The sequence below is a fragment of the Pseudoxanthomonas sp. genome, from assembly GCF_051953815.1.
Taxonomy (GTDB): Bacteria; Pseudomonadota; Gammaproteobacteria; order Xanthomonadales; family Xanthomonadaceae; genus Pseudoxanthomonas_A.
On record NZ_JBQCIJ010000014.1, the window covers coordinates 77293 to 102552 of the forward strand.

21 protein-coding genes and 3 tRNA genes are annotated in these 25260 nt (G+C 64.2%); 17 read left to right on the forward strand and 7 right to left on the reverse strand.

Features of this window, described 5'->3' with window-relative positions; genetic code table 11:
- The first annotated feature begins 389 nt into the window (after positions 1 to 389).
- Positions 390 to 1550: an AIPR family protein gene (locus ACTHN1_RS03780; RefSeq protein WP_440469638.1), complete on the forward strand. Its 1161-nt coding sequence runs from the start codon at positions 390 to 392 to the stop codon at positions 1548 to 1550.
- A gap of 692 nt (positions 1551 to 2242) precedes the next feature.
- Positions 2243 to 3046: a hypothetical protein gene (locus tag ACTHN1_RS03785; protein ID WP_440469639.1), complete on the forward strand. Its 804-nt coding sequence runs from the start codon at positions 2243 to 2245 to the stop codon at positions 3044 to 3046.
- Between the two features lie 500 nt (positions 3047 to 3546).
- On the opposite strand, the gene ACTHN1_RS03790 is transcribed toward ACTHN1_RS03785, so the two are convergent.
- Both ACTHN1_RS03790 and ACTHN1_RS03795 read right to left on the reverse strand, forming a co-directional pair.
- Positions 3547 to 3623: transfer RNA gene (locus ACTHN1_RS03790), tRNA-Asn, on the reverse strand.
- Between the two features lie 58 nt (positions 3624 to 3681).
- Positions 3682 to 4251, reverse strand: a complete 570-nt coding sequence (locus ACTHN1_RS03795; protein ID WP_440469640.1) for a GspH/FimT family pseudopilin — start codon at positions 4249 to 4251, stop codon at positions 3682 to 3684.
- A 154-nt stretch (positions 4252 to 4405) separates the two neighbouring features.
- Here ACTHN1_RS03795 and uvrB point away from each other — a divergent pair, with 154 nt between their 5' ends.
- The 4 genes from uvrB (at position 4406) to infC (ending at position 9421) form a co-directional block, all read left to right on the forward strand.
- Positions 4406 to 6421, forward strand: coding sequence for an excinuclease ABC subunit UvrB (uvrB, locus tag ACTHN1_RS03800; protein WP_440469641.1), 2016 nt, complete (start codon positions 4406 to 4408; stop codon positions 6419 to 6421).
- Positions 6422 to 6606: 185 nt separating this feature from the next.
- A tRNA-Val gene (locus ACTHN1_RS03805) sits at positions 6607 to 6681 on the forward strand.
- 265 nt (positions 6682 to 6946) lie between these two features.
- Complete coding sequence (gene thrS / locus ACTHN1_RS03810; RefSeq protein WP_440469642.1) at positions 6947 to 8845, forward strand: threonine--tRNA ligase; 1899 nt, start codon at positions 6947 to 6949, stop codon at positions 8843 to 8845.
- A gap of 51 nt (positions 8846 to 8896) precedes the next feature.
- Positions 8897 to 9421 (forward strand): translation initiation factor IF-3, encoded by a 525-nt coding sequence (gene infC / locus ACTHN1_RS03815; RefSeq protein ID WP_440469665.1) that lies wholly within the window; start codon positions 8897 to 8899, stop codon positions 9419 to 9421.
- A 132-nt stretch (positions 9422 to 9553) separates the two neighbouring features.
- Here infC and lepB read toward each other — a convergent pair whose 3' ends face one another.
- Complete coding sequence (lepB, locus tag ACTHN1_RS03820; RefSeq protein ID WP_440469666.1) at positions 9554 to 10180, reverse strand: signal peptidase I; 627 nt, start codon at positions 10178 to 10180, stop codon at positions 9554 to 9556.
- Positions 10181 to 10498: 318 nt separating this feature from the next.
- Between lepB and rpmI the strand changes: the two genes are divergently transcribed.
- The 9 genes from rpmI to ACTHN1_RS03865 all read left to right on the forward strand — a co-directional run bounded on the left by rpmI (position 10499) and on the right by ACTHN1_RS03865 (position 17231).
- Positions 10499 to 10696, forward strand: coding sequence for a 50S ribosomal protein L35 (gene rpmI / locus ACTHN1_RS03825; protein WP_141453658.1), 198 nt, complete (start codon positions 10499 to 10501; stop codon positions 10694 to 10696).
- 10 nt (positions 10697 to 10706) lie between these two features.
- Entirely contained in the window at positions 10707 to 11066 is a 360-nt protein-coding gene (gene rplT / locus ACTHN1_RS03830; RefSeq protein WP_141453657.1) for a 50S ribosomal protein L20, read from the forward strand.
- 135 nt (positions 11067 to 11201) lie between these two features.
- Positions 11202 to 12197, forward strand: coding sequence for a phenylalanine--tRNA ligase subunit alpha (pheS, locus tag ACTHN1_RS03835; protein ID WP_440469643.1), 996 nt, complete (start codon positions 11202 to 11204; stop codon positions 12195 to 12197).
- 114 nt (positions 12198 to 12311) lie between these two features.
- On the forward strand, positions 12312 to 14705 hold the full coding sequence (gene pheT, locus ACTHN1_RS03840) for a phenylalanine--tRNA ligase subunit beta (RefSeq protein WP_440469644.1): 2394 nt from the start codon (positions 12312 to 12314) through the stop codon (positions 14703 to 14705).
- 52 nt (positions 14706 to 14757) lie between these two features.
- Complete coding sequence (locus ACTHN1_RS03845; RefSeq protein ID WP_097121753.1) at positions 14758 to 15057, forward strand: integration host factor subunit alpha; 300 nt, start codon at positions 14758 to 14760, stop codon at positions 15055 to 15057.
- Positions 15038 to 15394 carry a MerR family transcriptional regulator gene (locus tag ACTHN1_RS03850; protein WP_079723142.1) on the forward strand — a complete coding sequence of 119 codons (357 nt, stop codon included), beginning with the start codon at positions 15038 to 15040 and terminating at the stop codon, positions 15392 to 15394. The genes ACTHN1_RS03845 and ACTHN1_RS03850 overlap by 20 nt, the downstream gene beginning before the upstream one ends.
- Positions 15395 to 15478: 84 nt before the next feature.
- A tRNA-Pro gene (locus ACTHN1_RS03855) sits at positions 15479 to 15555 on the forward strand.
- 102 nt (positions 15556 to 15657) lie between these two features.
- Positions 15658 to 16128 carry a cupin domain-containing protein gene (locus tag ACTHN1_RS03860; RefSeq protein ID WP_440469645.1) on the forward strand — a complete coding sequence of 157 codons (471 nt, stop codon included), beginning with the start codon at positions 15658 to 15660 and terminating at the stop codon, positions 16126 to 16128.
- 77 nt (positions 16129 to 16205) lie between these two features.
- The gene (locus tag ACTHN1_RS03865) at positions 16206 to 17231 is read left to right on the forward strand and encodes a TraB/GumN family protein (protein WP_440469646.1); all 1026 of its coding nucleotides are present in this window, start codon (positions 16206 to 16208) and stop codon (positions 17229 to 17231) included.
- Positions 17232 to 17276: 45 nt separating this feature from the next.
- Here the strand turns inward: ACTHN1_RS03865 and dxs are convergent, their stop codons facing one another.
- The 4 genes from dxs to ACTHN1_RS03885 form a co-directional block, all read right to left on the reverse strand.
- Positions 17277 to 19181, reverse strand: a complete 1905-nt coding sequence (gene dxs / locus ACTHN1_RS03870; protein ID WP_440469647.1) for a 1-deoxy-D-xylulose-5-phosphate synthase — start codon at positions 19179 to 19181, stop codon at positions 17277 to 17279.
- A 171-nt stretch (positions 19182 to 19352) separates the two neighbouring features.
- Positions 19353 to 20003: an HNH endonuclease gene (locus ACTHN1_RS03875; RefSeq protein WP_440469648.1), complete on the reverse strand. Its 651-nt coding sequence runs from the start codon at positions 20001 to 20003 to the stop codon at positions 19353 to 19355.
- Between the two features lie 139 nt (positions 20004 to 20142).
- Complete coding sequence (locus ACTHN1_RS03880) at positions 20143 to 21933, reverse strand: acyl-CoA dehydrogenase C-terminal domain-containing protein (RefSeq protein WP_440469649.1); 1791 nt, start codon at positions 21931 to 21933, stop codon at positions 20143 to 20145.
- A 144-nt stretch (positions 21934 to 22077) separates the two neighbouring features.
- Positions 22078 to 22554 (reverse strand): LEA type 2 family protein, encoded by a 477-nt coding sequence (locus ACTHN1_RS03885; protein WP_440469650.1) that lies wholly within the window; start codon positions 22552 to 22554, stop codon positions 22078 to 22080.
- 175 nt (positions 22555 to 22729) lie between these two features.
- On the opposite strand from ACTHN1_RS03885, the gene ACTHN1_RS03890 reads away from it, so the two are divergent.
- Together ACTHN1_RS03890 and ACTHN1_RS03895 are read left to right on the forward strand one after the other, a co-directional pair.
- Positions 22730 to 24544 carry a diguanylate cyclase domain-containing protein gene (locus ACTHN1_RS03890; RefSeq protein WP_440469651.1) on the forward strand — a complete coding sequence of 605 codons (1815 nt, stop codon included), beginning with the start codon at positions 22730 to 22732 and terminating at the stop codon, positions 24542 to 24544.
- A 262-nt stretch (positions 24545 to 24806) separates the two neighbouring features.
- Positions 24807 to 25169 carry a hypothetical protein gene (locus tag ACTHN1_RS03895; RefSeq protein WP_440469652.1) on the forward strand — a complete coding sequence of 121 codons (363 nt, stop codon included), beginning with the start codon at positions 24807 to 24809 and terminating at the stop codon, positions 25167 to 25169.
- Positions 25170 to 25260 lie beyond the last annotated feature (91 nt).

Sequence of the window (25260 nt, forward strand, 5' to 3'; positions counted from 1 at the left end):
ACAGAATCGGGCTGCAGCTTGTCTGGTAGCGTTCCACAGCCAGGGATTGCCGCAAAGCAAACGGACAATGCAAGAAGTCTTAGGCCGCCCATGATCCTGTCCTTACGCCGGATAGTGATCCTGCCAACGCGGCTGTTTGCGTTGAGCGGCCACCGCCCATCGGCGGCCCTCGCCAGTGGGCTAGGCCGCCTTGTCGATGACTGTCGAAGAAGCACTACCCTGATTGGTAAGGCCGAGGCCTCGGCGCGATCCTGGGCGCGTGAAGCCTCCTGGGTGGGGGGCTTGACATCCAATAGAAAGCCGGCTCATCTTTATCTCGCTGGCTCACCTGGCCCCGGTCGTCGACCGGCGGCGACATGTGGTGGTCGGCGGACAATAGAGAACATGCCATGACCGCGAAGAACTCGGCTGCGAAGCCGTACGTGTTGCCATATCACTCCTGCCGGAATATCAGCTCGCCAGAAGACGAGCGCGCGGGCCGGAAGGTTTACTCGGGACAAGCTCCCGCATCCTCAGTCTTGGGCTTAGAAGACGACGAGAACGTCCGCGAGTACCTTGTGGATCTACCCGGCCGTGCACGTCAAAGCCCCACCCAAGTCCATCAGAGCATCCGCAAGACCTTGCACGACAATGTCGAGCAGTTTTGCATTTTGAATGGCGGGATGGTCATCGTTGCGCACGACGTGGAGATTGACGACAAGGCGAAGATCCTCAAGTTGATTCGGCCGAGCATCATCAATGGCTCGCAGACTCAGGGCGAATTGCGGCGCTACTTCCGCGATTACGTCGGAAATCCACCAGCTGATCCGAGTATCAAGTACGAACTTATCGTCACCAGTGATGACTCTCTAATCGCCGAGATTTCAATCTCGCGGAATTTCCAAAATGACGTTCGCGCCATTTCCATTATCGGCGCACGCGGCCAACTCGACGAACTCGAGGCGGCAATGCAGGCGGCTATTCCCGAAGTGAAGCTCCGGAAGTCGGAGTCCGACCTGCCTTCAAATGACTTCATTGACACGGAAAAGTTGGTGCAGGTCGCGTTCGCGTTGATGCCTGCGAACCTTTTGCAAGACCTCGGGCAGTCAGATTCCAAGGTCTTCACGTACAACCAAAAAGCTCGCTGCCTCAAGCTCTTCGAGGCACTGTACGAAAAGCGCAGCGGCGAAGGTGCTGAAGCATATCGGTGCTTCCTTCAGCTCGCCCCGCAAGCATGGACATTGTACGAGCAATGGAAAGTTCATCAGGGATTCCAAGGCACGCGTCTGCGCTCACTGGTGCGTGATGGTCGCGAAATCATTGAGGTGCCGGATGGTCTTGTCTTCCCAATTATCTCTGCACTTTCGGAGTTTGTCTTGAAGAAGAATGGGGAATGGAAGTATCTCGTTCCATCTAGTTTTTCTGACGAAGAACTGATTGAGACGGCGATCGAGGCATATCAGCAGATCGCGTTCTCCAAGCCCCACCAAATGGGGACAAATCGTGCGTGCTATTCGTCCTGCGCCCGTGTTACTGCACTACATGCACGCTTCGCGCGCGACGTTGCTTGAAGGTAGTTGGCCGGGCGCGTAATGCGCCCGGCTTTTAGGCGGCTTCGCGTTCAATGGCATGCTCGTAGTACGCCTTGGGCGGTCGTCGAGGACTTGCTGATAGACCGACGTAGGCAGGCCACGGGGCAGCCATTCGTCGATTTGCTCAGGCTTGATCCCGATGATCGTCCGGTCGTGGCCGGCGGCGAGGGAAGCGGCGGCGCTGAGCAGCGGCGGCCTTTCATAGCGCGGCACTTGAGAGGGCGCGCGGGCAGATTGCTGGGATGGCTGACGGGCTCCCCAGATTCAGGAAGAAAGCGGAATGGGCTGCTGCGCAGGCGGCGGACATGCGGGAGCGGGCGCGAGCGCTCCTCAGCCGATCGTCTGGTGGGTCTGTAGTCAAGGCGCGCCGCAAGTTCGACCAACTGGCCCACCTGCAACGCGAAGCGTTGAGGTTCGATGCCTTGGCGGCCCGATATCGACAGCGGAGGCATTAACGATCAGGAGGTTGCAACTAATTGATTAATATAAAAAATCATTGCAAAAAATTGCGCTTCCTGCCGGCGGAATGCCTCTTGTTCCTGTTCATCTCTTAATCCGGATGGATGATTTTTTGCGGTTGTCTGCGATTTTCTGCGAATTTTACTTGACGGAGTTCGCAGACACATGCAATATGATTTCGCCCCTTGCCTAAAAGGAGGCGGAGATCACCTATGAATGGTCAAGTCAATCCCGGCACATCTTCTTCAGACGCCGACAAGAAGGTTCGTGATCGAAGCTCCGTGGAATTCACCTACAACGGGCTAGACGATTGCGAAGAGCTGACGAACGCCATCCGCTCGGTGGGCGGAACAGGGTGCAGCCTTGATGCCCTCGCTGCGAAGATGGATCAGTCAGCTACCGGTGGTGGTTTTCGAATGAAGGTCTACAGCACACGGACCTTTGGACTCTGCGATGTGTCGAAAGGCCACATCGAGCTGACGGCTCTTGGGCTCCGGATTATCGACAGCAGCCATGTTAAGCAGGCGCGTGTCGAGGCATTTCTCAACGTACCCCTGTATCGCCAAATGTATGAACAACTCAAGGGGCAGCCTCTCCCGCCGATGGCGGCGATCGAACGCATGATGCTCAACGCCGGTGTTGCTCCGAAACAGAAGGAACGAGCCCGGCAAGTGTTCATCCGCTCCGCAAAGCACGCGGGGTTCTTTGATATCCACTCAGACCGTCTAGTGAAACCGCAGTCGCGATCTGAAGTAGGGAGCGGGGGGAAATCTGGCGAGAATGAACCTACGGCGGCTGAGCAATTGGGGGCCCCGCCACCCCCGCCGAGGATCATTTATGGCGGCGGTGGAAGCGGAGGTGGGGGAGAAGGTATTCCCGATGCAATCCTGGGACTTCTTCGATTGCTTCCTGCGGAAGGTACGGAAATGACCGTGCGACGCCGCGAACAGTTGATTGCTGCGTTTTCCTCTGCGATCGCGTTCCTGTACCCGGAGCCAGGCGAGGGCAGCACATGAGGAGATAGCGAGCCTCAGCCAGCCGCCCACCGAGAGCGACCGGGCTTTCCGCGAGCTGAGGCCAGAAACGAAACAGGGCGCGACCCTAGGAAGTCGCGCCCTGCGTGGAAAGCAAGTTGCTCACCTTATGACGTACTACAACTGACACGGTGGTGAGGGCTCGCCTCTGTCACCTGTACCAGGTCTTGGCAGACTGCCGGATTTTATCATTTTCCGGCCGGTGCAGGCAACCTATTGCCCTCAAATTCTCTAGGAGAATTTGGGATGAATTTCAAACCCAAGACCGTCTTCGTACGGGCCTATGAACGCTTCCGCTTCGGACGCACGGAGCGCGTCCGACAGCACTGGCGTTCCCACCCCGATCAGCTCTTGCTGTTCGCTTGAGCATCAGCAGGGCCGGCGATAGCCGGCCCTGTTCTTCGATCACCGGGCTCCGTATTGGACAGACGCCAGAATATTAGACAGAAAAAAGGCCGCGCAGTTGCGCACCCTCTTAAATATGGCGCCCGAAGTTGGACTCGAACCAACGACCCCCTGATTAACAGTCAAGTGCTCTAACCGGCTGAGCTATTCGGGCGGGGTCCGCTATTTTAATCAGGCAGGGCCGACGGGAGCAAGCCTCCCGTCTGGCGGGCTCAGGGCGGGCAGGATTCGCCGAAGGCGCCGCGGCGGCTGCGTATGCGGCCGGAATTGTTCACCACGACTTCCGACATCAGCCGTTCCCGCAGGCAGATGCGGACGCTCAGGTTGCTGCCCGAACTCAGGCCGGAAGGCAGGTAGCGCAACTGCGGCCGGCCCGAAGTGGAGCGCATCCGGAATCCCTCCGGCAACAGGATCGCCTCGTAGCGCAGTATGTCGTCCGGTTGGTTGGGCCGGCGATCGCCATCCGGGTCGAAGAACATCAGCCAGCCTTGCCCCCAGTCTCTGTCCGGACGACAGCCGTGCTCGGGACCGTCGGACGGGCAGATGGCGGTGATCCTGCGATGGGCGAGCGCGGTCTGCCGCGCGCTTGCGAAATGCGAAACCAGCCGGTTGCGTGCCGCATCCACATGGCCCTGCTGGACGAAATACTGGTAGGAGGGTATGCCCACGGCGAAGCCGATGCAGGCGATGGCCATCGTGGTCACCAACTCCAGGAGGGTGATGCCGCGCGGGGCGTGGCCGGGGGCGCGCCTCGGGGGAAAGGCGGCGGGCTTCCTGGGCATGGGGTCTCCGAACTGTCCGTGTACGGGTCGTTCAGGTTCGTCGAGCCGCATGACGCGGACCATCGGACGGTGCCGTGGAAGCGGGTAGGAATTTCCCCTGCGCGTTGGTCAGGACGGGATGGCTATACTCAGCGATCGCATTCGGAACGCCCCCATGACCGACCGCTTCCAGCTCGTCTCCCCCTATTCACCCGCCGGCGACCAGCCGCAGGCCATCCAGAAACTGGTCGAGAACTTCGACTCCGGTCTGGCCAAGCAGACCCTGCTGGGCGTGACCGGTTCCGGCAAGACCTACACCATCGCCAACGTGGTCCAGGCCGTGCAGAAGCCGACCCTGGTGATGGCGCCGAACAAGACCCTGGCCGCACAGCTGTACGGCGAGTTCAAGTCGTTCTTCCCGCACAACGCGGTGGAGTACTTCGTCAGCTATTACGATTACTACCAGCCCGAAGCCTATGTACCGTCGTCGGACACCTTCATCGAGAAGGACAGTTCGATCAACGAGCACATCGAGCAGATGCGGTTGTCGGCCACCAAGGCGCTCCTGTCACGGCCCGACGCGCTGGTGGTGGCCACGGTCTCGGCGATCTACGGCCTGGGCGCGCCCGAGGACTACCTGTCGCTGCGGCTGATCCTGTCGCTGGGCGAGCACATGGACCAGCGCCAGCTGATCAAGCACCTGACCGAACTCCAGTACACCCGCAACGAATACGAGCTGCAGCGTGGCACCTTCCGGGTACGCGGCGAGGTCATCGACGTGCATCCGGCCGAGAGCGACGCCGAGGCGCTGCGCATCGAGCTGTTCGATGGCGACGTGGAGAACCTGACCCTGTTCGATCCGTTGACCGGCGAAACCCTGCGCAAGCTGCAGCGCTACACGGTCTACCCGAAGACGCACTACGCCACCACCCGCGACCGGGTCCTGACCGCCATCGACACCATCAAGATCGAGCTCAAGGAACGCCTGGAACTGCTGTACGCGCAGAACAAGCTGGTCGAAGCGCAGCGGCTGGCCCAGCGCACCCAGTTCGATCTGGAAATGATGGCCGAGGTCGGTTACTGCTCGGGCATCGAGAACTACTCCCGCCACCTGACCGGCAAGGCGCCCGGTGAGCCGCCGCCGACCCTGTTCGACTACCTGCCGGCCGACGCGCTGCTGGTCATCGACGAGTCGCATGTGACCATCCCACAGATCGGCGCCATGTACAAGGGCGACCGCTCACGCAAGGAAACCCTGGTCGAGTTCGGCTTCCGCCTGCCGTCGGCGCTGGACAACCGGCCGCTGCGGTTCGAGGAATGGGAGGAGCGCTCGCCGCGCAGCATCTACGTTTCGGCGACCCCGGGGCCCTACGAGCTGCGGGAATCGAACGGGGAAATCGTCGAACTGGTGGTTCGCCCCACCGGCCTGGTGGATCCGGAAGTGGAAATCCGGCCGGTTGGTACCCAGGTCGACGACCTGCTGTCGGAAATCAACCTGCGGGTCTCCTGGGGCGACCGCGTGCTGGTCACGACCCTGACCAAGCGCATGGCCGAGAACCTGACCGAGTATCTCGGCGAGCATGGCGTGAAGGTGCGCTACCTGCATTCGGACGTGGATACCGTAGAGCGGGTGGAAATCATCCGTGATCTGCGCCTGGGCAAGTTCGACGTGCTGGTTGGCATCAACCTGCTGCGCGAGGGCCTGGACATGCCGGAGGTGTCGCTGGTGGCGATCCTGGACGCCGACAAGGAAGGTTTCCTGCGTTCCACCGGTTCGCTCATCCAGACCATCGGCCGCGCGGCCCGCAACCTGCGTGGCAAGGCCATCCTGTATGCCGACAAGATGACCCGCTCCATGCAGGCCGCCATCGATGAGACCAGCCGGCGCCGCGAGAAACAGCTGGAGTACAACACCGAGCACGGCATCACCCCGAAATCCGTGGCCAAGCCCATCGTCGACATCCTGGAGGGCGCGCGCACGGATGCGGGCGAGACCAGGTCCGGACGTGGCAAGCGCAGGGTGGCCGAGGACCGGGCCGACTACGCAGTGCTGGATCCGGCCCAGGCGCTGGCCCGCATCAAGACGCTGGAACAGGAGATGTACCAGCATGCCCGCGACCTGGAGTTCGAGGATGCCGCGCGCCTGCGCGACGAGATCCGCAAGCTCAAGGAAGCCAGCCTGGCGGGTTGATATCGACAGCATCGCGGGAAGCTCCGGGAGCGCCATCGCAATGGCGTCCTCGGGCAACCCCCGCGGATTCGGCCCGATAGGCCGGCAGTCGAGGCGGGGCAGGGGTTTCGCCCGGCCACGGAAAGTCATGGTTGTCGGCGCGATGCCTTCTGGGCTAGAATTCGCGCCCCTGCAAAGGGCAGACCGGGCGGTTAGCTCAGCGGTAGAGCACTACCTTGACATGGTAGGGGTCACAGGTTCGAACCCTGTACCGCCCACCACGCTTCCCAGCGTGGATTTCCGTTTCCCTTTGTTCGCCACTCCGATATCACGAGGTGGCCTGCGGAAACGCCGGCCGAGCGTGCGACATGAGCACTACCAGCACCTGAACACGGTAAAGCCCGAGGCACTGCATCCCGTAGGCGCCCTCGTGGCGCTTTTTTGTTGCTTGCGCAAAGGGATTGGGGGCCGGGATTGGGATTCGACAGCCGGATCCGCCCGCTTCCGCCCATCCCGCATCCCAGAATCACGAATCCCGGCCTTCCAATGATCACGATCACGCTTCCCGACGGCAGCAGCCGCCAGTTCGAACAGCCCGTTTCCGTCATGCAGGTGGCCCAGTCCATCGGCGCAGGCCTGGCCAAGGCGACCCTGGCCGGCGCGGTCGATGGCCGCCTGGTCGATGCCAGCGACGTCATCGAACATGACGCCAGCCTGCGCATCATCACTCCCAAGGACGAGGAAGGGCTGGAAATCATCCGCCACTCCTGCGCCCACCTGGTCGGCCACGCGGTCAAGCAGTTGTACCCGGACGTGAAGATGGTCATCGGTCCGGTCATCGCCGAAGGCTTTTACTACGACATCTACAGCGAGCGCCCGTTCACGCCGGAAGACATGGCCGTGATCGAGCAGCGCATGCAGGAGTTGATCGCGCAGGACTACGACGTCATCAAGAAGGTGACGCCGCGCGCTGAAGTCATCCAGGTGTTCCAGTCGCGTGGCGAGGACTACAAGCTGCGCCTGATCGACGACATGCCGGAAGAGAAGGCGATGGGCCTGTACTACCACCAGGAGTACGTGGACATGTGCCGGGGCCCGCACGTCCCGAACACGCGTTTCCTGAAGGCGTTCAAGCTCACGCGCATTTCCGGCGCCTACTGGCGTGGCGATGCCAAGAACGAACAGTTGCAGCGCATCTACGGCACGGCCTGGGCCGACAAGAAGCAGCTCGACGCCTACATCACCCGGATGGAGGAGGCCGAGAAGCGCGATCACCGCCGCATCGGCAAGCAGCAGGCTCTCTTCCATCTGCAGGAAGAGGCACCCGGCATGGTGTTCTGGCACCCCAAGGGCTGGGCGCTGTGGCAGGTGGTCGAGCAGTACATGCGCAAGGTTTATCGCAGCACGGGTTATGGCGAGGTCCGCTGTCCCCAGGTGCTGGATGTGGCGTTGTGGAAACAGTCCGGGCACTGGGACAATTTCAAGGACAACATGTTCTTCACCGAGTCGGAGAAGCGCACGTACGCGCTCAAGCCGATGAATTGCCCGGGCCACATCCAGGTGTTCAACCAGGGCCTGCACAGCTATCGCGACCTGCCGATCCGCTACGGCGAGTTCGGCTCCTGCCACCGCAACGAGCCCTCCGGCGCGCTGCACGGCATCCTGCGGGTGCGCGGCTTCACCCAGGACGACGGCCACGTCTTCTGCACGGAAGATCAGGTCGAGTCGGAGGTGACCGCGTTCCATCGACAGGCGCTGGCGGTCTATCAGCATTTCGGTTTCGAAGAGATCCAGATCAAGATCGCGCTGCGTCCCGAGCAGCGCCTGGGCGACGACGCCACCTGGGACAAGGCCGAGGATGCCCTGCGCGCCGCCCTGCGCAGCTGCGGGGTGGAATGGAAGGAACTGCCGGGCGAGGGTGCCTTCTATGGGCCCAAGATCGAGTACCACCTGAAGGACGCCATTGGCCGGACCTGGCAGCTGGGCACGATGCAGGTCGATTTCATGATGCCGGGCCGGCTGGGCGCCGAGTACGTGGACGAACACAGCCAGCGCCGCCACCCGGTCATGCTGCACCGGGCCATCGTGGGGTCCATGGAGCGCTTCATCGGCATCCTGATCGAGCACCATGCCGGCGCCTTCCCGGCCTGGCTGGCCCCCCAGCAGGCCGTTGTAATGAATATTACGGACGCTCAGGCCGATTATGTGGACGAAGTCCGGAAAACCCTTTCAAATCAAGGCTTCCGGGTAGTGGCCGATTTGCGGAACGAAAAAATCGGCTTTAAGATCCGCGAGCACACGCTGCAGCGGGTCCCTTACCTCCTGGTGGTCGGAGACCGCGAGAAGGAAAATGGCGCCGTTGCCGTGCGTACGCGTTCAGGTGAGGATTTGGGCACAATGTCCGTGGCCGACTTCGCCGAGCGCCTGCGCAGCGAGGGCGCGTAATAGGGTCCGGCCCCGGTTGGGGCCGGCACGATTCTCTCTGGAGACTGAAACATCAGCACCCCTGACAACAAGCAAAACCGCAAGAACCACGAAATCCGCGTGCCGCGGGTGCGCGTGATCGGTTCCGATGGCGAAATGATCGGCGTGCTCTCGCGCGACGAGGCATTGTCGATGGCCGAGGACGAAGGCCTGGATCTGGTCGAGATCCAGCCCAACGCCGAGCCGCCGGTCTGCAAGATCATGGACTTCGGCAAGTTCAAGTTCGAGCAGCAGAAGAAGGCGAACGAGGCCAAGAAGAAGCAGAAGCAGGTCGAGATCAAGGAACTCAAGTTCCGGCCGGTCACCGACGAAGGCGACTACCAGATCAAGATGCGCAACATCCGCCGCTTCCTGGAAGAAGGCGACAAGGTCAAGGTCAACATCCGCTTCCGTGGCCGTGAGATGAGCCACCAGGAACTGGGTCGTGAAATGGCCGCGCGCATCGAGGCCGAGCTGGGCGACGAGATCATCATCGAATCGCGTCCGCGCCTGGAAGGCCGGCAGATGGTGATGATGATTGCCCCCAAGAAGAAGTGACCTCACGCGCCACGGGCGCGAAGGACATCTTCTGGTTTTACCCTTTCCCGTGCGCGGGAAAGGTGGAAAGAGCGCCGCAAGGCGCTCTTCTCGTTTCCGGGATCATGCGCGGCGCCCGCGCGTCCGCCGGGCCTACAGCCGTTGCCAGCCGAACCCGTCGCCACGACGGTAATACACGGCCACCGCGCGGCCGTAGACCTTGTCGGCGTCGACGAAGCCGAAGAAGCGGCCATCGAAACTGTTGCCGCGGTGATCGCCGAGCACCAGCAGCTTGCCGTTAGGCACCACCAGGCCCTGGATGTCCGGACCACCGCCGAGATCCAGGTCAAGGCTGGCGGCGCGGGCACCGAAATCCTCGCGCGGCATGCTGCCGTCGAGCCGCAGCGGTCGGCCATTGATGCTCAGGTGGCCATCGCGCAGGTCCACGCGGTCGCCTGCCACGGCCGCCACGCGCTTGATCAGCCGGGTACCGTCGGCCGGGGAATCGAAGACCGCCACCTCGCCGCGTTGCGGCGTTCCGGAGGCCAGCAGGGTGTATGAAGTGAACGGCAGGCGCAGACCGTAGGCGCGCATGTCCACGATCACCCGGTCGCCGGGCTGCAGGGTCGGCTGCATCGAGCCGCTGGGCACGCTGTAGTGGTTGGCCAGGGTGTCCCGGGCGGCCAGCAGCAGGCCGAGCATGGCCAGCAGCGGCAGGGCTTCCTTCTTCAGCCAGCGCAGTCCGCGCGGACCGGACGGGGAGCGGGCAATGGTGTCCAGGACGGCGGCTCCGGGGCGAGGGCCTGGCTTGGACAGGGCAGGACGCATCGAGTTCCCTGCCGGGCGGTGGGTCGAGGCAAGCCCGCAAGGCGTCCGGCGCATGGCGCGAGGCACGGGCCGAACCCGCTGATTTGCAAGGGAAACCAAGTCCCTGCATAATGTGCGGCCCGGTTCTCCGGGATTGGCTGTTCGCAGCCCAGGACCCGCCACTGGTTCCGTTTGGAATCAAAGGCTTACAAGCCGACTGGGGCATGGATGGAAAGCGTGGCACACGTGCCGCCGCCCAGGTCAGTGACATAAACCATCAAGGACATCGCAATGCCCAAGATCAAGACCCACCGGGCGGCGGCCAAGCGTTTCCGCAAGACCGCCTCCGGCAAGTACAAGGCTGGCCACGCCAACCGCAGCCACATCCTCACCAAGAAAGCGACCAAGCGTAAGCGCGGCCTGCGTGCGACGAACATCGTTCGCGCCGAGGACAGCAGCCGTCTGGACCGCATGCTTCCCTACCTCTGAGGACTGAACCATGGCACGAGTTAAGCGTGGCGTGATGGCGCGTCGCCGTCACAAGAAAGTCCTCCACCTGGCCAAGGGCTATTACAACGCCCGCCGCAAGGTGTTCCGCGTCGCCAAGCAGGCGGTCATCAAGGCGCAGCAGTACGCCTACATCGGCCGTAAGCAGAAGAAGCGCAACTTCCGTTCGCTGTGGATCACCCGCATCAACGCGGCGGCCCGCATCAACGGCCTGAGCTACAGCCGTTTCATGAACGGCCTGCAGAAGGCCGGCATCACCCTGGACCGCAAGGTGCTGGCGGATATCGCCGTGCACGATGCGACGGGTTTTGCGGCCCTGGCTGAAAAGGCGAAGGGCGCACTCGCAGCCTAAGCTGCGATCTCCACCGTAAACGCAGTACCGGCAATTCATCGCCGAACACGTGGGGAAGGGCGCGAGTCCTTCCCCATTGTTTTTTGTGGTCCCGGATCCGGGACCCGGACAAGCCGAACCTCATCTGGACGATCCATGAGCGACATCGAATCCCTGTCCACCCAGGCCCTGGCCGACATCGCCGCGGCGCAGACGCCGGACGCGCTGGAGCATCTGCGCGTGGCGCTGCTGGGCAAGAACGGCAGCGTCACCGCGCAGCTGAAGCAACTGGGCACCCTGCCGGCCGACCAGCGCAAGAGCGCGGGCGAGGCCATCAACCGCGTCCGCGACGCCATCGGCGACGCCTTGTCCGCGCGCAGGACGGTGCTGGAAGACGCGGTGCTGGACGCGCGCCTGGCCAGCGAAACCATCGACGTGACCCTGCCCGGTCGCAACGGTTTCCGTGGCGGCCTGCATCCGATCAGCCGCACGCTGGAACGCATCGCCGATATCTTCGGGCGCCTGGGCTACGAGCTGGCCGACGGTCCGGAAATCGAGGACGACTGGCACAACTTCGAAGCGCTGAATTTCCCGCCGCATCATCCGGCCCGCGCCATGCACGACACCTTCTACTTCGGGGACGGACGCCTGCTGCGTACCCATACCTCCGGTGTGCAGGTCCGCTACATGGACTCCCATCAGCCGCCGCTGCGCATGATTGCCGCCGGCAAGGTCTACCGCAGCGACAGTGACCAGACCCATTCGCCGATGTTCCATCAGGTCGAAGGCCTGCTGGTGGACGAGCATTCCACCTTCGCCGATCTGAAGGGCACCCTGGCCGAGTTCGTGCGCGCGTTCTTCGAGCGCGATTTCGAGATGCGCTTCCGGCCGAGCTACTTCCCGTTCGTGGAACCGGGCGCGGAAGTCGACATCGCATGGCAGCAGCCGGACGGCAGCACCCGCTGGCTGGAAGTACTCGGCTGCGGCATGGTCCATCCGAACGTGCTGCGCAACTGCGGCATCGACCCGGAGCGCTACACGGGCTTCGCGTTCGGCATGGGCGTCGAGCGCTTCGCGATGCTGCGCTACGGGGTCAACGATCTGCGCGCGTTCTTCGAGAACGACGTCAGGTTCCTGCGGCAATTCGCGTAGTCGGCTTCGGCCCAGCATTACGACGGCAGGGGCGGCGTGGCCAGCGATTCGGCAACCGCCCATGACAATGGATAGATGGCAATGGTGGACTTCGGTCCACCCAACGGTGACACGATGAAATTCAGCGAAAACTGGCTGCGCAGCCACGTTCCCACCCAAGCCACCCGCGATGAGCTGTCGGCGGTGCTGACCGCGATCGGCCTGGAAGTCGAAGAGGTGACCGCGCTGGGCGATGGCCTGGCGGACGTGGTGGTCGCGCGCATCGTCGAATGCGCCAAGCATCCGGAGGCTGATCACTTGCAGATCTGCCAGGTCGATGCCGGACAGGGGACGCTCCTGCAGATCGTATGCGGCGCGCCGAACGCGCGTCCGGGCCTGATCGCCCCGCTGGCCCTGGTCGGTGCGAACGTCGGCGGAATCGCCATCAAGGCGGCGAAGCTGCGCGGCGTGGAATCCAACGGCATGCTGTGCTCGGCCAAGGAACTCGGCATCGACGCCGACGCTTCCGGCCTGTTGGAACTGCCTGCCGATGCGCCCGTCGGCACGTCCATCGGCGAGTATCTGGGACTGCCCGACGCGAGCATCGAGATCAAGCTGACACCGAATCGCGCCGATTGTTTCAGCGTGCGCGGCATCGCCTATGACGTCGCCGCCGCACTGGGCAGCCAGGTCAAGCCGCTCGACGCCATGCCCGTTCCCGCCCAGAGCGACGCCGCCCGGGTGATCGAACTCGATGCCGGCGCACGGGTTCCGCGTTTCGCCGGTCGTGTGATCGAGGGCGTCGATGCCTGCGCGACCACGCCGGTCTGGATGGCCGAACGCCTGCGCCGCGCCGGCGTGCGCCCGATCAGTTTCCTGGTCGACGTCACCCAGTACGTGATGCTTGAACTGGGCCAGCCGATGCATGCCTTCGACCTGGATACGCTGGAGGGCGATATCGTCGTGCGGCCGGCGCGTGCGGATGAGGCGATCAAGCTGCTGGACGGCCGCACCGTCAGCGTCGACGGCGAGTTCCTGGTGGTCGCCGACAGCCGGGGCGGCAAGGCCGCCCGGGCCGTGGCGCTCGGCGGCATCATGGGCGGATACGACACCCGGGTTACCGACGCCACCCGCAACGTGTTCCTGGAAGCGGCGCACTGGATTCCGTCGGCCATCATCGGCCGCAGCCGCCGGCTGGGCATGCATACCGATGCCGGTCACCGCTTCGAGCGCGGCGTCGATCCGGAACTGCCCCGCATTGCGGTCGAATACGCGACCCGGCTGATCCTTGCGGTTGCCGGTGGAGTGCCGGGTCCGGTCACCGAGGCTGTGTTGCCGGAACATCTGTCGGCCCCGCCGACGATCGCGCTGCGTCGCGCGCGCGTCGCGCGTGTGCTGGGCATCGAGATCGCCGATGCCGAAATCGAACGCATCCTGCAGGCGCTGGGCATGCAGGTGTCACGCGATGGCGAAGGCTGGCGCGTGGTTCCGCCCAGCCGCCGTTTCGATATCGCCATCGAAGAGGACCTGATCGAGGAACTGGCGCGCATCCACGGTTACGAGCGCATCCCGACCACGTTGCCCGGCGGCGCGACGCGGGTGGCGGTGCAGACCGAAACCCGGGTGGAACCGTCGACCGTGCGTCGTCAGTTGGCCGCGCGTGACTATCTGGAAACGGTCAACTACGCGTTCGTCGATGCGTCCTGGCTGGCGCATTGGCAGGTTGCCGAAGGCGCTGTGCCGCTGGCCAATCCGCTCAGCGCCGAACTGGGGGTGATGCGCACGCAGCTGCTGCCGGGCCTGGTGGCCACGCTGGCACGCAACGTGGCACGTCAGGCCGGGCGTGTGCGCCTGTTCGAGCTGGGCAACGTTTTCCACGCCGCCGGAGAGGGTGTGGCGCCGGCAGAGACCCTGCGCATCGCCGCGGCGGCCTGCGGTGATGCCCGCGCCGAGCAGTGGGGCGAGAAGCCGGCACGCAAGGTCGACTTCCACGATCTGAAGGGCGATCTGGAGAGCCTGGCCGCGGCCGCCGGCGCCTCGCTGGAGTACCGGCCGTCCAGCCGTGCGTACGGCCACCCGGGTCGCTCGGCGGACATCTACCGGGACGGCCAGTGCATCGGCTGGATCGGCCAGTTGCATCCGCGCCTGCAGCGCCAGCTGGATCTGGACACCGACGTGGTGGCCTTCGAGGTCGACCTCGCGCCGCTCACGGAGCGCGCGGTGGCGCGCGCGTCGGAGCTGTCCCGGTTCCCGTCCGTCCGCCGGGATCTCGCGTTCGTCGTCGCGGACCGGGTGGCGTGGGAAGCCCTTCGCCAGACCGCCCGGGAGGCCGCGGGCCCGCTGCTGCGGGACGTTCAGCTCTTCGACCGCTATGTCGGACAGGGGGTCGAATCCGGTCAAAAGAGTCTCGCTATGGGCTTGATTTTGCAGGACAACTCACGCACTCTGACCGACCGCGACGTGGAATCCGTGGTCGCCAGTGTCGTGGCCGCCATCGAGGCGGCCCACGGGGCGAAGATCCGCGGATGAGCGGCGTGAAGGCAATGGCAGGACGGGTAACGGAAACAGGGGACAGGCAGACATGGCGCTGACCAAGGCCGAGATGGCCGAGCGGTTGTTCGACGAGGTCGGCCTCAACAAGCGTGAGGCCAAGGAGTTCGTCGACGCTTATTTCGACGTGCTGCGCGACGCGCTGGAGCAGGGACGGCAGGTGAAGCTGTCCGGTTTCGGCAACTTCGACCTGCGCCGCAAGAACCAGCGGCCGGGCCGCAATCCCAAGACCGGGGAGGAGATCCCCATTTCGGCGCGGACCGTGGTGACGTTCCGGCCGGGGCAGAAACTCAAGGAGCGTGTGGAAGCCTATGCTGGATCCGGGCAGTAATCGCGAGCTACCGCCGATTCCGGCGAAGCGCTACTTCACCATCGGTGAGGTCAGCGAGCTGTGCGACGTGAAGCCGCACGTGCTGCGCTACTGGGAAACGGAGTTCCCCAGTCTCGAACCAGCCAAGCGCCGCGGCAACCGTCGCTACTACCAGCGCCACGATGTGCTGATGGTGCGCCAGATCCGCAGCCTGCTGTACGAACAGGGCTACACCATCGGCGGGGCGCGCCTGCGGCTGGAGGGCGAGGGCGCCAAACAGGAATCGGCGCTGAGCAACCAGATCGTCCGCCAGGTGCGGATGGAGCTGGAAGAAATCCTGCAGCTGCTTCGCCGCTGAGCCTTTCGCGGACGCGCCTAGGAAAGCCGGGCGCGTTCCCGCTATAATCAGCGACCGCCCGCAAGGCGGATGTTTTCCAGGATTCGGGGTATAGCGCAGCCTGGTAGCGCACCAGTCTGGGGGACTGGTGGTCGTCGGTTCGAATCCGGCTACCCCGACCAACTCGCAAGAGACGAAAAAGCCCGCTTCGCGCGGGCTTTTTCGTGCCCGCCTGTTGCGGACCACCTTGCGGGGACCCCCACGCTCATGTTTAGTATTCCTTCATGCATCCGCGCGCCGAAGAGTTGATCCAGACGCTGGACCTGGCTCCCCACCCGGAGGGCGGGTACTACCGTCGCATCTTCGAATCGACCAAGCGCACCGAAGTGAACGGCATCGAGCGTCCCACGCTGACCGCCATCAAGTACCTGCTCACCGCGGGCGTGACCAGCCGCTGGCATCGGGTCGATGCCACCGAGATCTGGGACTGGTCCGAAGGCGGTCCGCTGGAACTGTCGATGTTCGATCCGGAAAACCGCACGCTCAGCCGTGCCCAGCTGGATACCTCCGCGCGCGGCGGACAGCAGGTGCAGGTGGTGAAGGCGGGCATCTGGCAGAGCGCCCGCAGCCTGGGCGATTACACGCTGATGGATTGCTCGGTCTCCCCCGGCTTCGTCTGGAAAGGCTTCCAGTTGCTCGAGAACGACAGCGAGACCGCCCGGCATCTGCGCGAAGCGGGCGGCAAGGTCGCCTGAGCCCAGGGAACTGGCGTACGGTCACGCGGTCTGAGCCACCGCCCGGCGCATTGGCGCCGCTTTTGTGAGTGCAGGGAATGCGATGGTCGATCTGCGCCAGTCTTGTGCTGGCCTCATGCGTGTCGTGGTCCACGTTGGCGCAGCAGGCATCCCCATCGCCGGCGCCGGATACCACGCCCACCGGACCGGTCATCGACATGGATGCGGTCGTGGTCAGCGGCGCGCAACCGGGGCCGGGACTGTGGCGGGTCAGTCGCGACGGACATGTGCTCTACATCCTCGGCACCCAGTCGCCGTTGCCCAAGAAGATGACCTGGCTGTCGCATGACGTGGAGCAGGTGATTGCTTCCTCGCAGGAAGCCATCAAGCCACCGCGGGTCAAGGTGGATGCCGACATCGGCATCATCCGCGGCGCGCTGCTCATTCCCTCGATGCTCAAGGCCCGGCGCAATCCCGACGACCGCACCTTGCGGGACGTGCTTCCCGCCGACCTGTACGCGCGCTGGCAGGTCCTGAAGGCGCGCTATCTGGGGCGGGACCAGGGCGTGGAAAAATGGCGTCCGATCTTCGCCGCGCGCGAACTCTACGAGGCGGGACTCAAGCAGGCCGGACTGGCCGAGTCGGGCATCGTCAGCCCGGTGGTGGACAAGGCCATCAAGCAGCACGGTCTGAAGGTCACCACGCCGCTGCTGAGTTTCAAGGTCGAACAACCCAGGCAGGCGCTGAGGGAGTTCGCGGGTACCCAACTGGACGACAGCGCCTGTTTCAGGGCGACCCTGGATCGCCTGGAAAACGATCTACCGCTGATGACCGCCCGTGCCAATGCATGGGCAATCGGCGACATCCCCGCACTTCGTGCCTTGCCCTATGGTGATCAGAACCGCACCTGCGCCCAGGTGCTGACGGAGACCGAGTTCGCCCGCAAGCGGGGGATCGCCAACGTTGGCGCGGCGCTGGAAGCCGAGTGGCTGGGCGCGGCGGAGAACGCGTTGCGGACCAATGCGTCCACCTTCGCGACCTTACCCATTTCCGACTTGCTCAGAAGCGATGGGCCACTGGCCAAGCTGCAGGCGAGGGGCTATCTGGTCGAAGCCCCGGAATGATCGGCGCCATCTTCGTCGGCGGCGCGGAAGCTGCGCGAGGGGAATTCAGCCGGCAGCGCTGAGCGGTGCGTTGGCTGCCAGCTGCGGCCAGCGGCGCAACACCGAAGCGCGGATGCCGGCGGCATCGATGCCGGCTTCGGCCAGCAGATCCTCACGGCTGGCGTGATGCTGGAATTCGTCGGGCAGGCCCAGATGCAGCACGGGCAGGGCGATGCCTTCGCCGTTGAGCAGTTCGGCCACGCCGGAACCCGCGCCGCCCATCACCACGTTGTCCTCGACGGTGACGAAGCCCTGGTGGCTGGACGCCAGTTCCAGCACCAGCGCGCGGTCCAACGGCTTGATGAAGCGCATGTTGACCACGGTCAGGCCGAGTTCGCGGCCGACCTGTTCGGCGGCGGCCACGGTGGAACCGAACGCCAGCACGGCGACGCGGCTGCCGCGCGCGCGCAGCTCGGCCCTGCCGATGGGCAGGGTGTCCAGATCGGCCTGCACGGCCACGCCGGGACCGGTGCCGCGCGGGTACCGCACCGCGGCCGGACCGATATGGTGGTAACCGGTGCTGAGCATGCGCCGGCATTCGTTCTCGTCGGCCGGCGCCATCACCACCATGTTCGGCACGCAGCGCAGGTAACTCAGATCCAGGTTGCCGGCATGGGTGGCGCCATCGGGGCCCACGACGCCACCGCGATCGATCGCGAACAGCACGTCGAGATTCTGGATCGCCACGTCGTGCACCAACTGGTCATAGCCGCGCTGCAGGAAGGTGGAATAGATCGCCACCACCGGCTTGCCGCCCTCGCAGGCCATGCCGGCGGCCAGGGTAACCGCGTGCTGCTCGGCGATGGCGACGTCGAAATAGCGGTCCGGGTATTCCTTGCTGAAGCGCACCAGGCCGGAACCTTCGCGCATGGCCGGAGTGATGCCCAGCAGCTTGGGTTCGACCGCCGCCATGTCGCACAGCCACTCGCCGAAGATGTCGGTATAGGTCGGCTTCTTCGCCCCGGCCTTGCTGACCAGTCCCTTTTCCGGGTCGAACGGGCCGACCGCGTGGTAACCGATCTGGTCGCCCTCGGCGAGTTCGTAGCCTTTGCCCTTGGTGGTCAGGATGTGCAGCAGCTGCGGACCCTTGAGGGTCTTGAGTGTCTTCAGCGCACCGACCAGCGCTTCCACATCGTGCCCGTCGATGGGGCCGGTGTAGTGGAAACCCATCTGCTCGAACAGAGTGGACGGAACGAACATGCCCTTCCAGTGTTCTTCCCAGCGGCGCATGAAACGCGCCGGCGGCTTCTTCTTGTCGCCCAGCAGCTTCTTGCCGCCCTCGCGCAGCGCGTTGAGGGTGCGGCTGCTGCTCAGCCGGCCGAGCATCTTGGTCAGTCCGCCGACGTTCTCCGAGATCGACATCTGGTTGTCGTTGAGGATCACCAGCAGGTTCGGCTCCGGTTCCATGCCGCCGGCATGGTTGAGCGCCTCGAACGCCATGCCCGCGGTCATCGCGCCATCGCCGATCACCGCCACCACCTTCCGGTCATCGCCCTTCTGCGCGAGCGCGACGGCCATGCCCAGGGCGGCGGAGATGGAAGTGGAGGAGTGGCCGACACCGAACGTGTCGTACTCGCTCTCCTCGCGCTTGGGGAACGGCGCCACGCCGTCCTTCTGCTTGACCGTATGGATCTCGTCGCGACGGCCGGTGAGGATCTTGTGCGGATAGCACTGGTGGCCCACGTCCCAGACCAGCCGATCGACCGGAGTCTCATACAGGTAGTGCAGGGCGACGGTCAGTTCGATGACACCGAGGCCGGCGCCGAAATGCCCGCCGCTCTTACCGACCGACTCAATCAGGTAGCCCCGCAGTTCCTCGGCGATGGCCGGCAGTTCGGACTCCTCGAACCGACGCAGGTCGGCCGGGGTCTCGATACGGGAAAGGCGGGGATAGCGGACGGGATCGATCATGGGCTTGATTTCATCTGGCCCGCTATTTTCCCCCCCTTGTGTGAGGCGGGGCAAGCGAACAGGTGAAGCCGGGCGGAAGGGCGGGAATCAGGCGTCCGGCCTCACGGGCTGTTCATCCGCGCGACGGCAGGAGGCGCCCCGGGGGCGCCAAATGCAGGGACGGGCGCCCGCTCAGGCGGACAGCTTGGATTTCTTGGGCAGATGCGCCTTCAGGAACGCCATCTGGTCGGCCAGGATGTTGCGGTTGGACAGGATCAGGTGCTCGATCCAGCTGGGCCGGTAGGGGACCGCCAGCAAGGGCATGTTGGCCTGCTGCGGGGTGCGGTTGCTCTTGCGCGAATTGCAGTGGAAGCAGGCTGAGACGACGTTCTCCCAGATATCGCGCCCGCCCTTGGACAGCGGCAGGACGTGATCGCGGGTCAGGTGCTGGCGGCTGAAGTCCTGGCCGCAATACAGGCACAGGTACGCGTCGCGGGCGAACAGCGCGGTATTGGTCAACGTGGGCGTGGGCGACAGCGCGTGGGCCCGGGCGTGTCCGCGGGATGCGACGATCGGATGGAGCTCGATGACGCTCTGCTCGCCGGTCATCCGGCAGGTACCGCCATGCACCCGCAGGCAGGGATCTCCCAGCGTCCAGGCGACCGCGCCACGCGCGTACAGGCAGGTCGCGTCCTGCCAGTTGATCCAGTCGAGAACACGGCCGTGCGCGTCGAGCGACAGCAGGCGCGGAGTGAAGCGGGAGGGGGATTGCGGAGCAATGACCGTCGGGCCGGATGCGCTGCCGGTTTCAACCAGGTGAAGCTGAGCTCTGTCTGCTTCCATGGGGAATCAGGTTATACCTGATTGATGACAATTTGGATAGCGCCGGTTCGCTGTTGTCGCCGACTATCGTGGCCCCGTCGCGAACGTGGGGCGCTCCCACCCGATGGTTCGGGGAAGGAGCGCCATCACGTGAAGGCCGTTACTCGCCGAACCGTTCCGGGGCCATGGACATCAGGGGCGCCGCGCCGGACCTGATGGCCGCCGCATGGGCGAGGGTGCGCGGCAGGATGCGGGCGAAGTAGAACTGCGCGGTTTCGCGCTTGGATTGCTTGAACGCCTCGGACTGGGACGATGCCTCCGCGGTGGCCACGCTGCGCGCCCACCAGTAAGCCAGCGTGACGTAGCCCGAATAGAACAGGTAGTCGTAGCTGGCTGCGCCGATTTCCTCCGGATCCTGGCTGGCCCGTTGCAGGATTCCACGGGTCAGGTCCCCCCATTCGGCGGTCTTCTCGCGCAGGGGGCCAACGAATTCGGCGATCGCCGTATTGCCCTCGTGTTCGCGCAGGAACGCCTCGATCTCGGCCAGGAAGATCTTCAGGCCGGCCGCCTGGGTGGACGCGGTCTTGCGCCCCATCAGGTCCAGTGCCTGGATGCCGGTCGTGCCTTCATAGAGCGTGGTGATGCGCGCATCACGCGCCAGTTGCTCCATGCCGTGTTCGTGGATGTAGCCGTGGCCGCCGAAGCACTGCAGCGCGTGGTAGGTGTTCTCGATGCCCCATTCGGTCTGGCACGCCTTGGAGATCGGCGTCAGGAAGCTCACCAGCGTATCGGCGCGCTCGCGTTCGGCGGGATCCGGCGAATGACCGGCCACGTCGATCAGCGTGCCGGCATGCAGCGCCAGCAGGCGGCTGCCTTCGACCAGCGACTTCACCGTCAGCAACATGCGCCGCACATCGGGGTGGACGATGATCGGATCGGCCGGCTTGTCGGGGAATTTCGGGCCGCTCAGCGAGCGCGTCTGCAGGCGTTCGCGCGAGTAGCGCAGTGCGTTCTGGTAGGCGCGTTCGCTGAGGGCGATGCCCTGCAGGCCAACACCCAGGCGCGCGGTGTTCATCATGGTAAACATCGCCTGCAGACCCTTGTGCGGTTGGCCGACCAGATACCCCTGGGCGCCGTCGAAATTCATGACGCAGGTGACCGAACCCTTGATGCCCATCTTGTGTTCGATGGATCCGCAATGCAGTGAATTGGGTTCGCCGACCTTGCCGTCGCGATCGACCTTGAACTTCGGGGTCACGAACAACGAAATGCCTTTGGCGCCAGCGGGCGCGTCCGGCAGTTTGGCCAGCACCAGGTGGACGATGTTGTCGGTCAGATCATGTTCGCCGGCGGTGATGAAGATCTTGGTGCCGGTAATGGCATAGCTGCCATCCGCGTTCGGTTCCGCGCGCGTTTTCAGCAGGCCCAGGTCGGTCCCGCAGTGGGGTTCGGTCAGGCACATGGTGCCGGTCCAGCGGCCATCCACCAGCGGCTTGAGAAATACCTCCTGCTGCCACGGCTCGCCGTGCTGTTTGAGCGCCTCGACCGCGCCATGCGAAAGCAGCGGGAAGTTGCCCCATGCCAGGTTGGCGGCGTTGACCATCTCGTTGAGCGGTACGCCCATCACGTGCGGCAGGCCCTGGCCGCCGAAGTCCGGCGACGCGGTCAGGCCGGTCCAGCCGCCTTCGGTGAACTGCGCATAGGCTTCCTTGAAACCCGGTGGCGTGGTGACGGCCCGGGTGGCCTTGTCGTAGATCGAGCCCACCTCGTCGCCGACGCTGTTCAACGGCGCCAGGACGGTTTCGGAGAAACGCGCCGCTTCTTCCAGCACAGCGTCCAAGATGTCGCGGGTGGCGTCGGTGTAGCCAAGCCGGGCGAACAGGGCTTCGGCGCCCAGCACGTCGTACAGGGCGAAGCGGATGTCGTTCAAGGGGGCGCGATAGGCACTCATGGGGGATTTCAGGCGGCGGCCGAGGCCGGAAGCCGCCAGCATACTACGGCGTATGGAATGAGGGTGCCGCGACGCAGCATCCATCGCCCCCGAAACGCGAACGGCCCCTTGCGGGGCCGTTCCGATAACGCGGGAGAGCGGCGTTCAGCGCAATACGCCATCCAGTCCTGGAACCGGGTTCAGGGTGCTGTGCCCGGTGATCTGGAAGTCGCGCGGCTTGGCGTCCTCGGGAGTGGCGTTGGCCGTGCCCTTGAGGCTGTAGGGCAGTGGACGCCGGCCCGCCAGGGTGTCGGCCAGCACCATCTTGGCCTCGGCGCTGGGGGTGAACGGCAGGGTCACCACGTCCGCCGATTCCGGTCCCACCGATACGGCAGGCGTCGCGTCGAGCTTGCCGGCGTCATGGCCGTTCACTTCCAGCGACAGGCTGACGCGGTCGAAGCGCATGGGAATGCTGCTGTAATTCTGCAGGCGCAGATCCACCGACCAGCTGCCGTTGGCATGCACGGTCAATTGCTGGATGCTGGCCGCCGGTTCGGACACGCGCCGCACCGGGCCGCCGCTGCACGCGGCCAGCAGGGCCGTTGCCAGAAGAACCATCGCCGTCAGACCGCGCCGAATCATGCTGTCGCTCCATTCCAGTGGATGCCAAGGATAGTACGGTTGCGACGGCTGGCACGAGGTGGCGACGTGGGGATCCACGCGAAGGGAGCGGATACACTGCGGCGGGGCATCGACATGTCGATGACGGGAGGGGGGCCAGCCTCATGACTGGCCGGCCGCGTGGATGGGTGGCGCTATGGGCGCGCGAAAGCAAATCGGCGGATGGATGGACGGGGCCGCCCTTGCGGTCCTGGTAGGCGGCACCGCCTGGCTTTCGCTGAAACTGGCCAAGGGCACGGCGGATGAACTGGCCGCGGTCTGGATATCCAGCGGGATTCTCACGGGATGGTTGCTGGCGCGGGAAACACGCGCGTGGCCGGCCTACCTTGGCGTGGGTGTCGCGGCGGACCTGGCCGGGCAATGGATGGCGGGCGTGCCGGCGGGGCAAGCCGGATTCCTGGTGATCTGCCACTTGATTGAAGTGCTGGCTGTGGCCTGGCCGGTACGCCGGGTCGTGCCCAACATCGGCGATCCGCAACGCTGGCTCACTCTCGGTGGCGTCGCCACTGCCAGCACGCTCGCGGGATGCGCGCTGTCCGGCGTGCTGGCCGCGTGGATGGCCGGGCTTGCCGGTGGCGCCGGTTTTTCCCAGGTGTTCCTGGGCTGGTATGCGGCACACGTGGTCGGCATGGTGATCTTCGCCACCGCCACGCTGGTGATCCATGTGGAGGGATGGAGCGCCATCGCGCCGCGCGGCCGGGGACGCAGCTTCACCATCAGCATGGCCCTCATCGTGGCGGTGGGCCTGCTGGCGTTCAGTGTTCCCTATCCGGTCCTGTTCCTGACCTATCCACCGCTGCTGTTGGGGGCGTTCAAGCATCGTTTTCCCGGAGTCGCGGTCGGCGTCATCCTGCTCGCGATCATTGGAGGTGTGCTCACGGCGGCGGGCAAGGGACCGCTGTGGGGGCCGGGTGATCTCGAGAACGCGGGCCGCATTACCTTGTTGCAGCTGTATCTGGCGGGGGGCTGCCTGATCACGATTCCCGTCGTGCTGGGAATGGCCGAGCGGGACAAACTGACCTCGAAGGTGCGCGAAAGCGAGCATCGCTATCGGTTGCTTGCGGACCATTCCGCTGATCTGGTGGTGAGGCTGCGGCCGGATGGCGAACGTGTCTATGTCTCGCCGGCCGCGGAGGAAATCCTGGGCTGGAAACCGTCGGAGATGCTCGGCCAGCGCTGGAGCCTGGTCCATGAGGAAGATCAGCCGCGGCAGCGCACGGCAATGGCCGAAGTGCTCGCCTCGGGAGTGCCGCAGACGCTTCGATACAGGGTCCGTCACCGCGAGGGCCATTACCTCTGGATGGAGGTGGTGATGCGCACCATTCCGAAAGAGAACGATCCGACGGCCAATGATCTGATTCTCTCGGGACGTGACATCAGCATGCGGGTGGCCGCCGAGCAGGCGCTGGAAGCCAGCCAGCGGGAACTGGAACGGCTGAGCCGGGTGGACGCGCTCACGGGCGTGCCGAACCGTCGGCAACTGGAGGAACGGCTGTCGCTGGCGCTGTTGCGCATCGCCCGCAGCGGTGAAGCGATCGCGCTGATGTATCTGGACATCGATCATTTCAAGCGGATCAACGATACACATGGACATGCCATCGGAGACCGGGTGATCCGGGAGTTCGCACGACGCCTGACCACCAGCGTTCGCGCCACCGATCTGGTCGTGCGGCTGGGGGGCGATGAGTTCGTGATCCTGCTCGAGCAGATGGATCATCCCGACATGGCGAGGGCCGCCGCCCGCAAGATCCTGGCCAGCATGCGTGAGCCGATGGAACTGGATGGCCTGACGCTGCCCATATCCACCAGCATAGGTGTCGCGTTCGCGCATGAAGTCAGGGAACAGGACGATTTGCTGGTTGCCGCCGACGACGCGCTGTACGAAGCCAAGGAGGGTGGCCGCAATCAATATCGGCTCGGTGTTCTTGGCGAAACGCCTTCTCCCGAATGAGAGTTTCGGCGGTGTCCGTGGATGTTTCTCGGCTTTTTTATGACGTTCGAGTTGAAATCAAATGGCTGGTATCGTGAGCTGGATGTATCCCGTATTGCTACACCGCAAAGGTGGGAATATCTGTAGAGGAGGCGCGAGCGATAGAGGTGGAATCTAAGGTGGAAGGAGTTGGGGGAGCCAACCCGCAAGAACTATGATGACCAATCAGGTCCTGTTCTGGCGTGTTCGCCGACCAGTAACAAGCAATGCTAGGAGAATGCGAATGAAGCGCTTCCTGATGCTGGTGCCAACGTTGGGTATGGCTCTGCCGGCATGCTCAGCGTCATCCGAAGTTTTGTCGTGCCCACCTGGTTATGAGCCAATCTCCACCAAGCCACCTAGTTTGCTGAAAGAGACCGAGAACGACTTTCGTGGAGATCTCGAGTTTGTAGTTCTGGTCGATACGGATGGAAGCGTGAAATCGGTGAAGCTTGATTCCTCTGCGCTGAAAAGAGCGGGTAGTGGTCGTAATGAATCGAGCCAGTATGAGGATGCGGCTCGAAAAGCGCTGTTGGAATGGCGCTTTCCTCGCGTCAGCTCTCCGTGTGAGGCCAAGGTATCGATGACTTTTGAGAGTGTAGATTAGTAGGGCCATGCGGTGGACGTGAGATTCGAACCTCACTGATGCAGTCCGTGACCAGCCAGACTAAGAAATACAATAGCCTGCTCACCGGGCG

Excerpts from the sequence above, each read along its gene's own strand:
- pheS (WP_440469643.1), top strand. The coding sequence starts at position 11,202 with ATGAGCGACATCGAATCCCTGTCCACCCAGGCCCTGGCCGACATCGCC.
- rplT (WP_141453657.1), top strand. The coding sequence starts at position 10,707 with ATGGCACGAGTTAAGCGTGGCGTGATGGCGCGTCGCCGTCACAAGAAA.
- ACTHN1_RS03850 (WP_079723142.1), top strand. The coding sequence starts at position 15,038 with ATGCTGGATCCGGGCAGTAATCGCGAGCTACCGCCGATTCCGGCGAAG.
- ACTHN1_RS03875 (WP_440469648.1), bottom strand. The coding sequence starts at position 20,003 with ATGGAAGCAGACAGAGCTCAGCTTCACCTGGTTGAAACCGGCAGCGCA.
- ACTHN1_RS03845 (WP_097121753.1), top strand. The coding sequence starts at position 14,758 with ATGGCGCTGACCAAGGCCGAGATGGCCGAGCGGTTGTTCGACGAGGTC.
- pheT (WP_440469644.1), top strand. The coding sequence starts at position 12,312 with ATGAAATTCAGCGAAAACTGGCTGCGCAGCCACGTTCCCACCCAAGCC.
- ACTHN1_RS03785 (WP_440469639.1), top strand. The coding sequence starts at position 2,243 with ATGAATGGTCAAGTCAATCCCGGCACATCTTCTTCAGACGCCGACAAG.
- ACTHN1_RS03795 (WP_440469640.1), bottom strand. The coding sequence starts at position 4,251 with ATGCCCAGGAAGCCCGCCGCCTTTCCCCCGAGGCGCGCCCCCGGCCAC.
- ACTHN1_RS03890 (WP_440469651.1), top strand. The coding sequence starts at position 22,730 with ATGGGCGCGCGAAAGCAAATCGGCGGATGGATGGACGGGGCCGCCCTT.
- dxs (WP_440469647.1), bottom strand. The coding sequence starts at position 19,181 with ATGATCGATCCCGTCCGCTATCCCCGCCTTTCCCGTATCGAGACCCCG.
- ACTHN1_RS03880 (WP_440469649.1), bottom strand. The coding sequence starts at position 21,933 with ATGAGTGCCTATCGCGCCCCCTTGAACGACATCCGCTTCGCCCTGTAC.
- ACTHN1_RS03865 (WP_440469646.1), top strand. The coding sequence starts at position 16,206 with ATGCGATGGTCGATCTGCGCCAGTCTTGTGCTGGCCTCATGCGTGTCG.
- ACTHN1_RS03860 (WP_440469645.1), top strand. The coding sequence starts at position 15,658 with ATGCATCCGCGCGCCGAAGAGTTGATCCAGACGCTGGACCTGGCTCCC.
- uvrB (WP_440469641.1), top strand. The coding sequence starts at position 4,406 with ATGACCGACCGCTTCCAGCTCGTCTCCCCCTATTCACCCGCCGGCGAC.
- thrS (WP_440469642.1), top strand. The coding sequence starts at position 6,947 with ATGATCACGATCACGCTTCCCGACGGCAGCAGCCGCCAGTTCGAACAG.
- ACTHN1_RS03885 (WP_440469650.1), bottom strand. The coding sequence starts at position 22,554 with ATGATTCGGCGCGGTCTGACGGCGATGGTTCTTCTGGCAACGGCCCTG.
- rpmI (WP_141453658.1), top strand. The coding sequence starts at position 10,499 with ATGCCCAAGATCAAGACCCACCGGGCGGCGGCCAAGCGTTTCCGCAAG.
- ACTHN1_RS03780 (WP_440469638.1), top strand. The coding sequence starts at position 390 with ATGACCGCGAAGAACTCGGCTGCGAAGCCGTACGTGTTGCCATATCAC.
- ACTHN1_RS03895 (WP_440469652.1), top strand. The coding sequence starts at position 24,807 with ATGAAGCGCTTCCTGATGCTGGTGCCAACGTTGGGTATGGCTCTGCCG.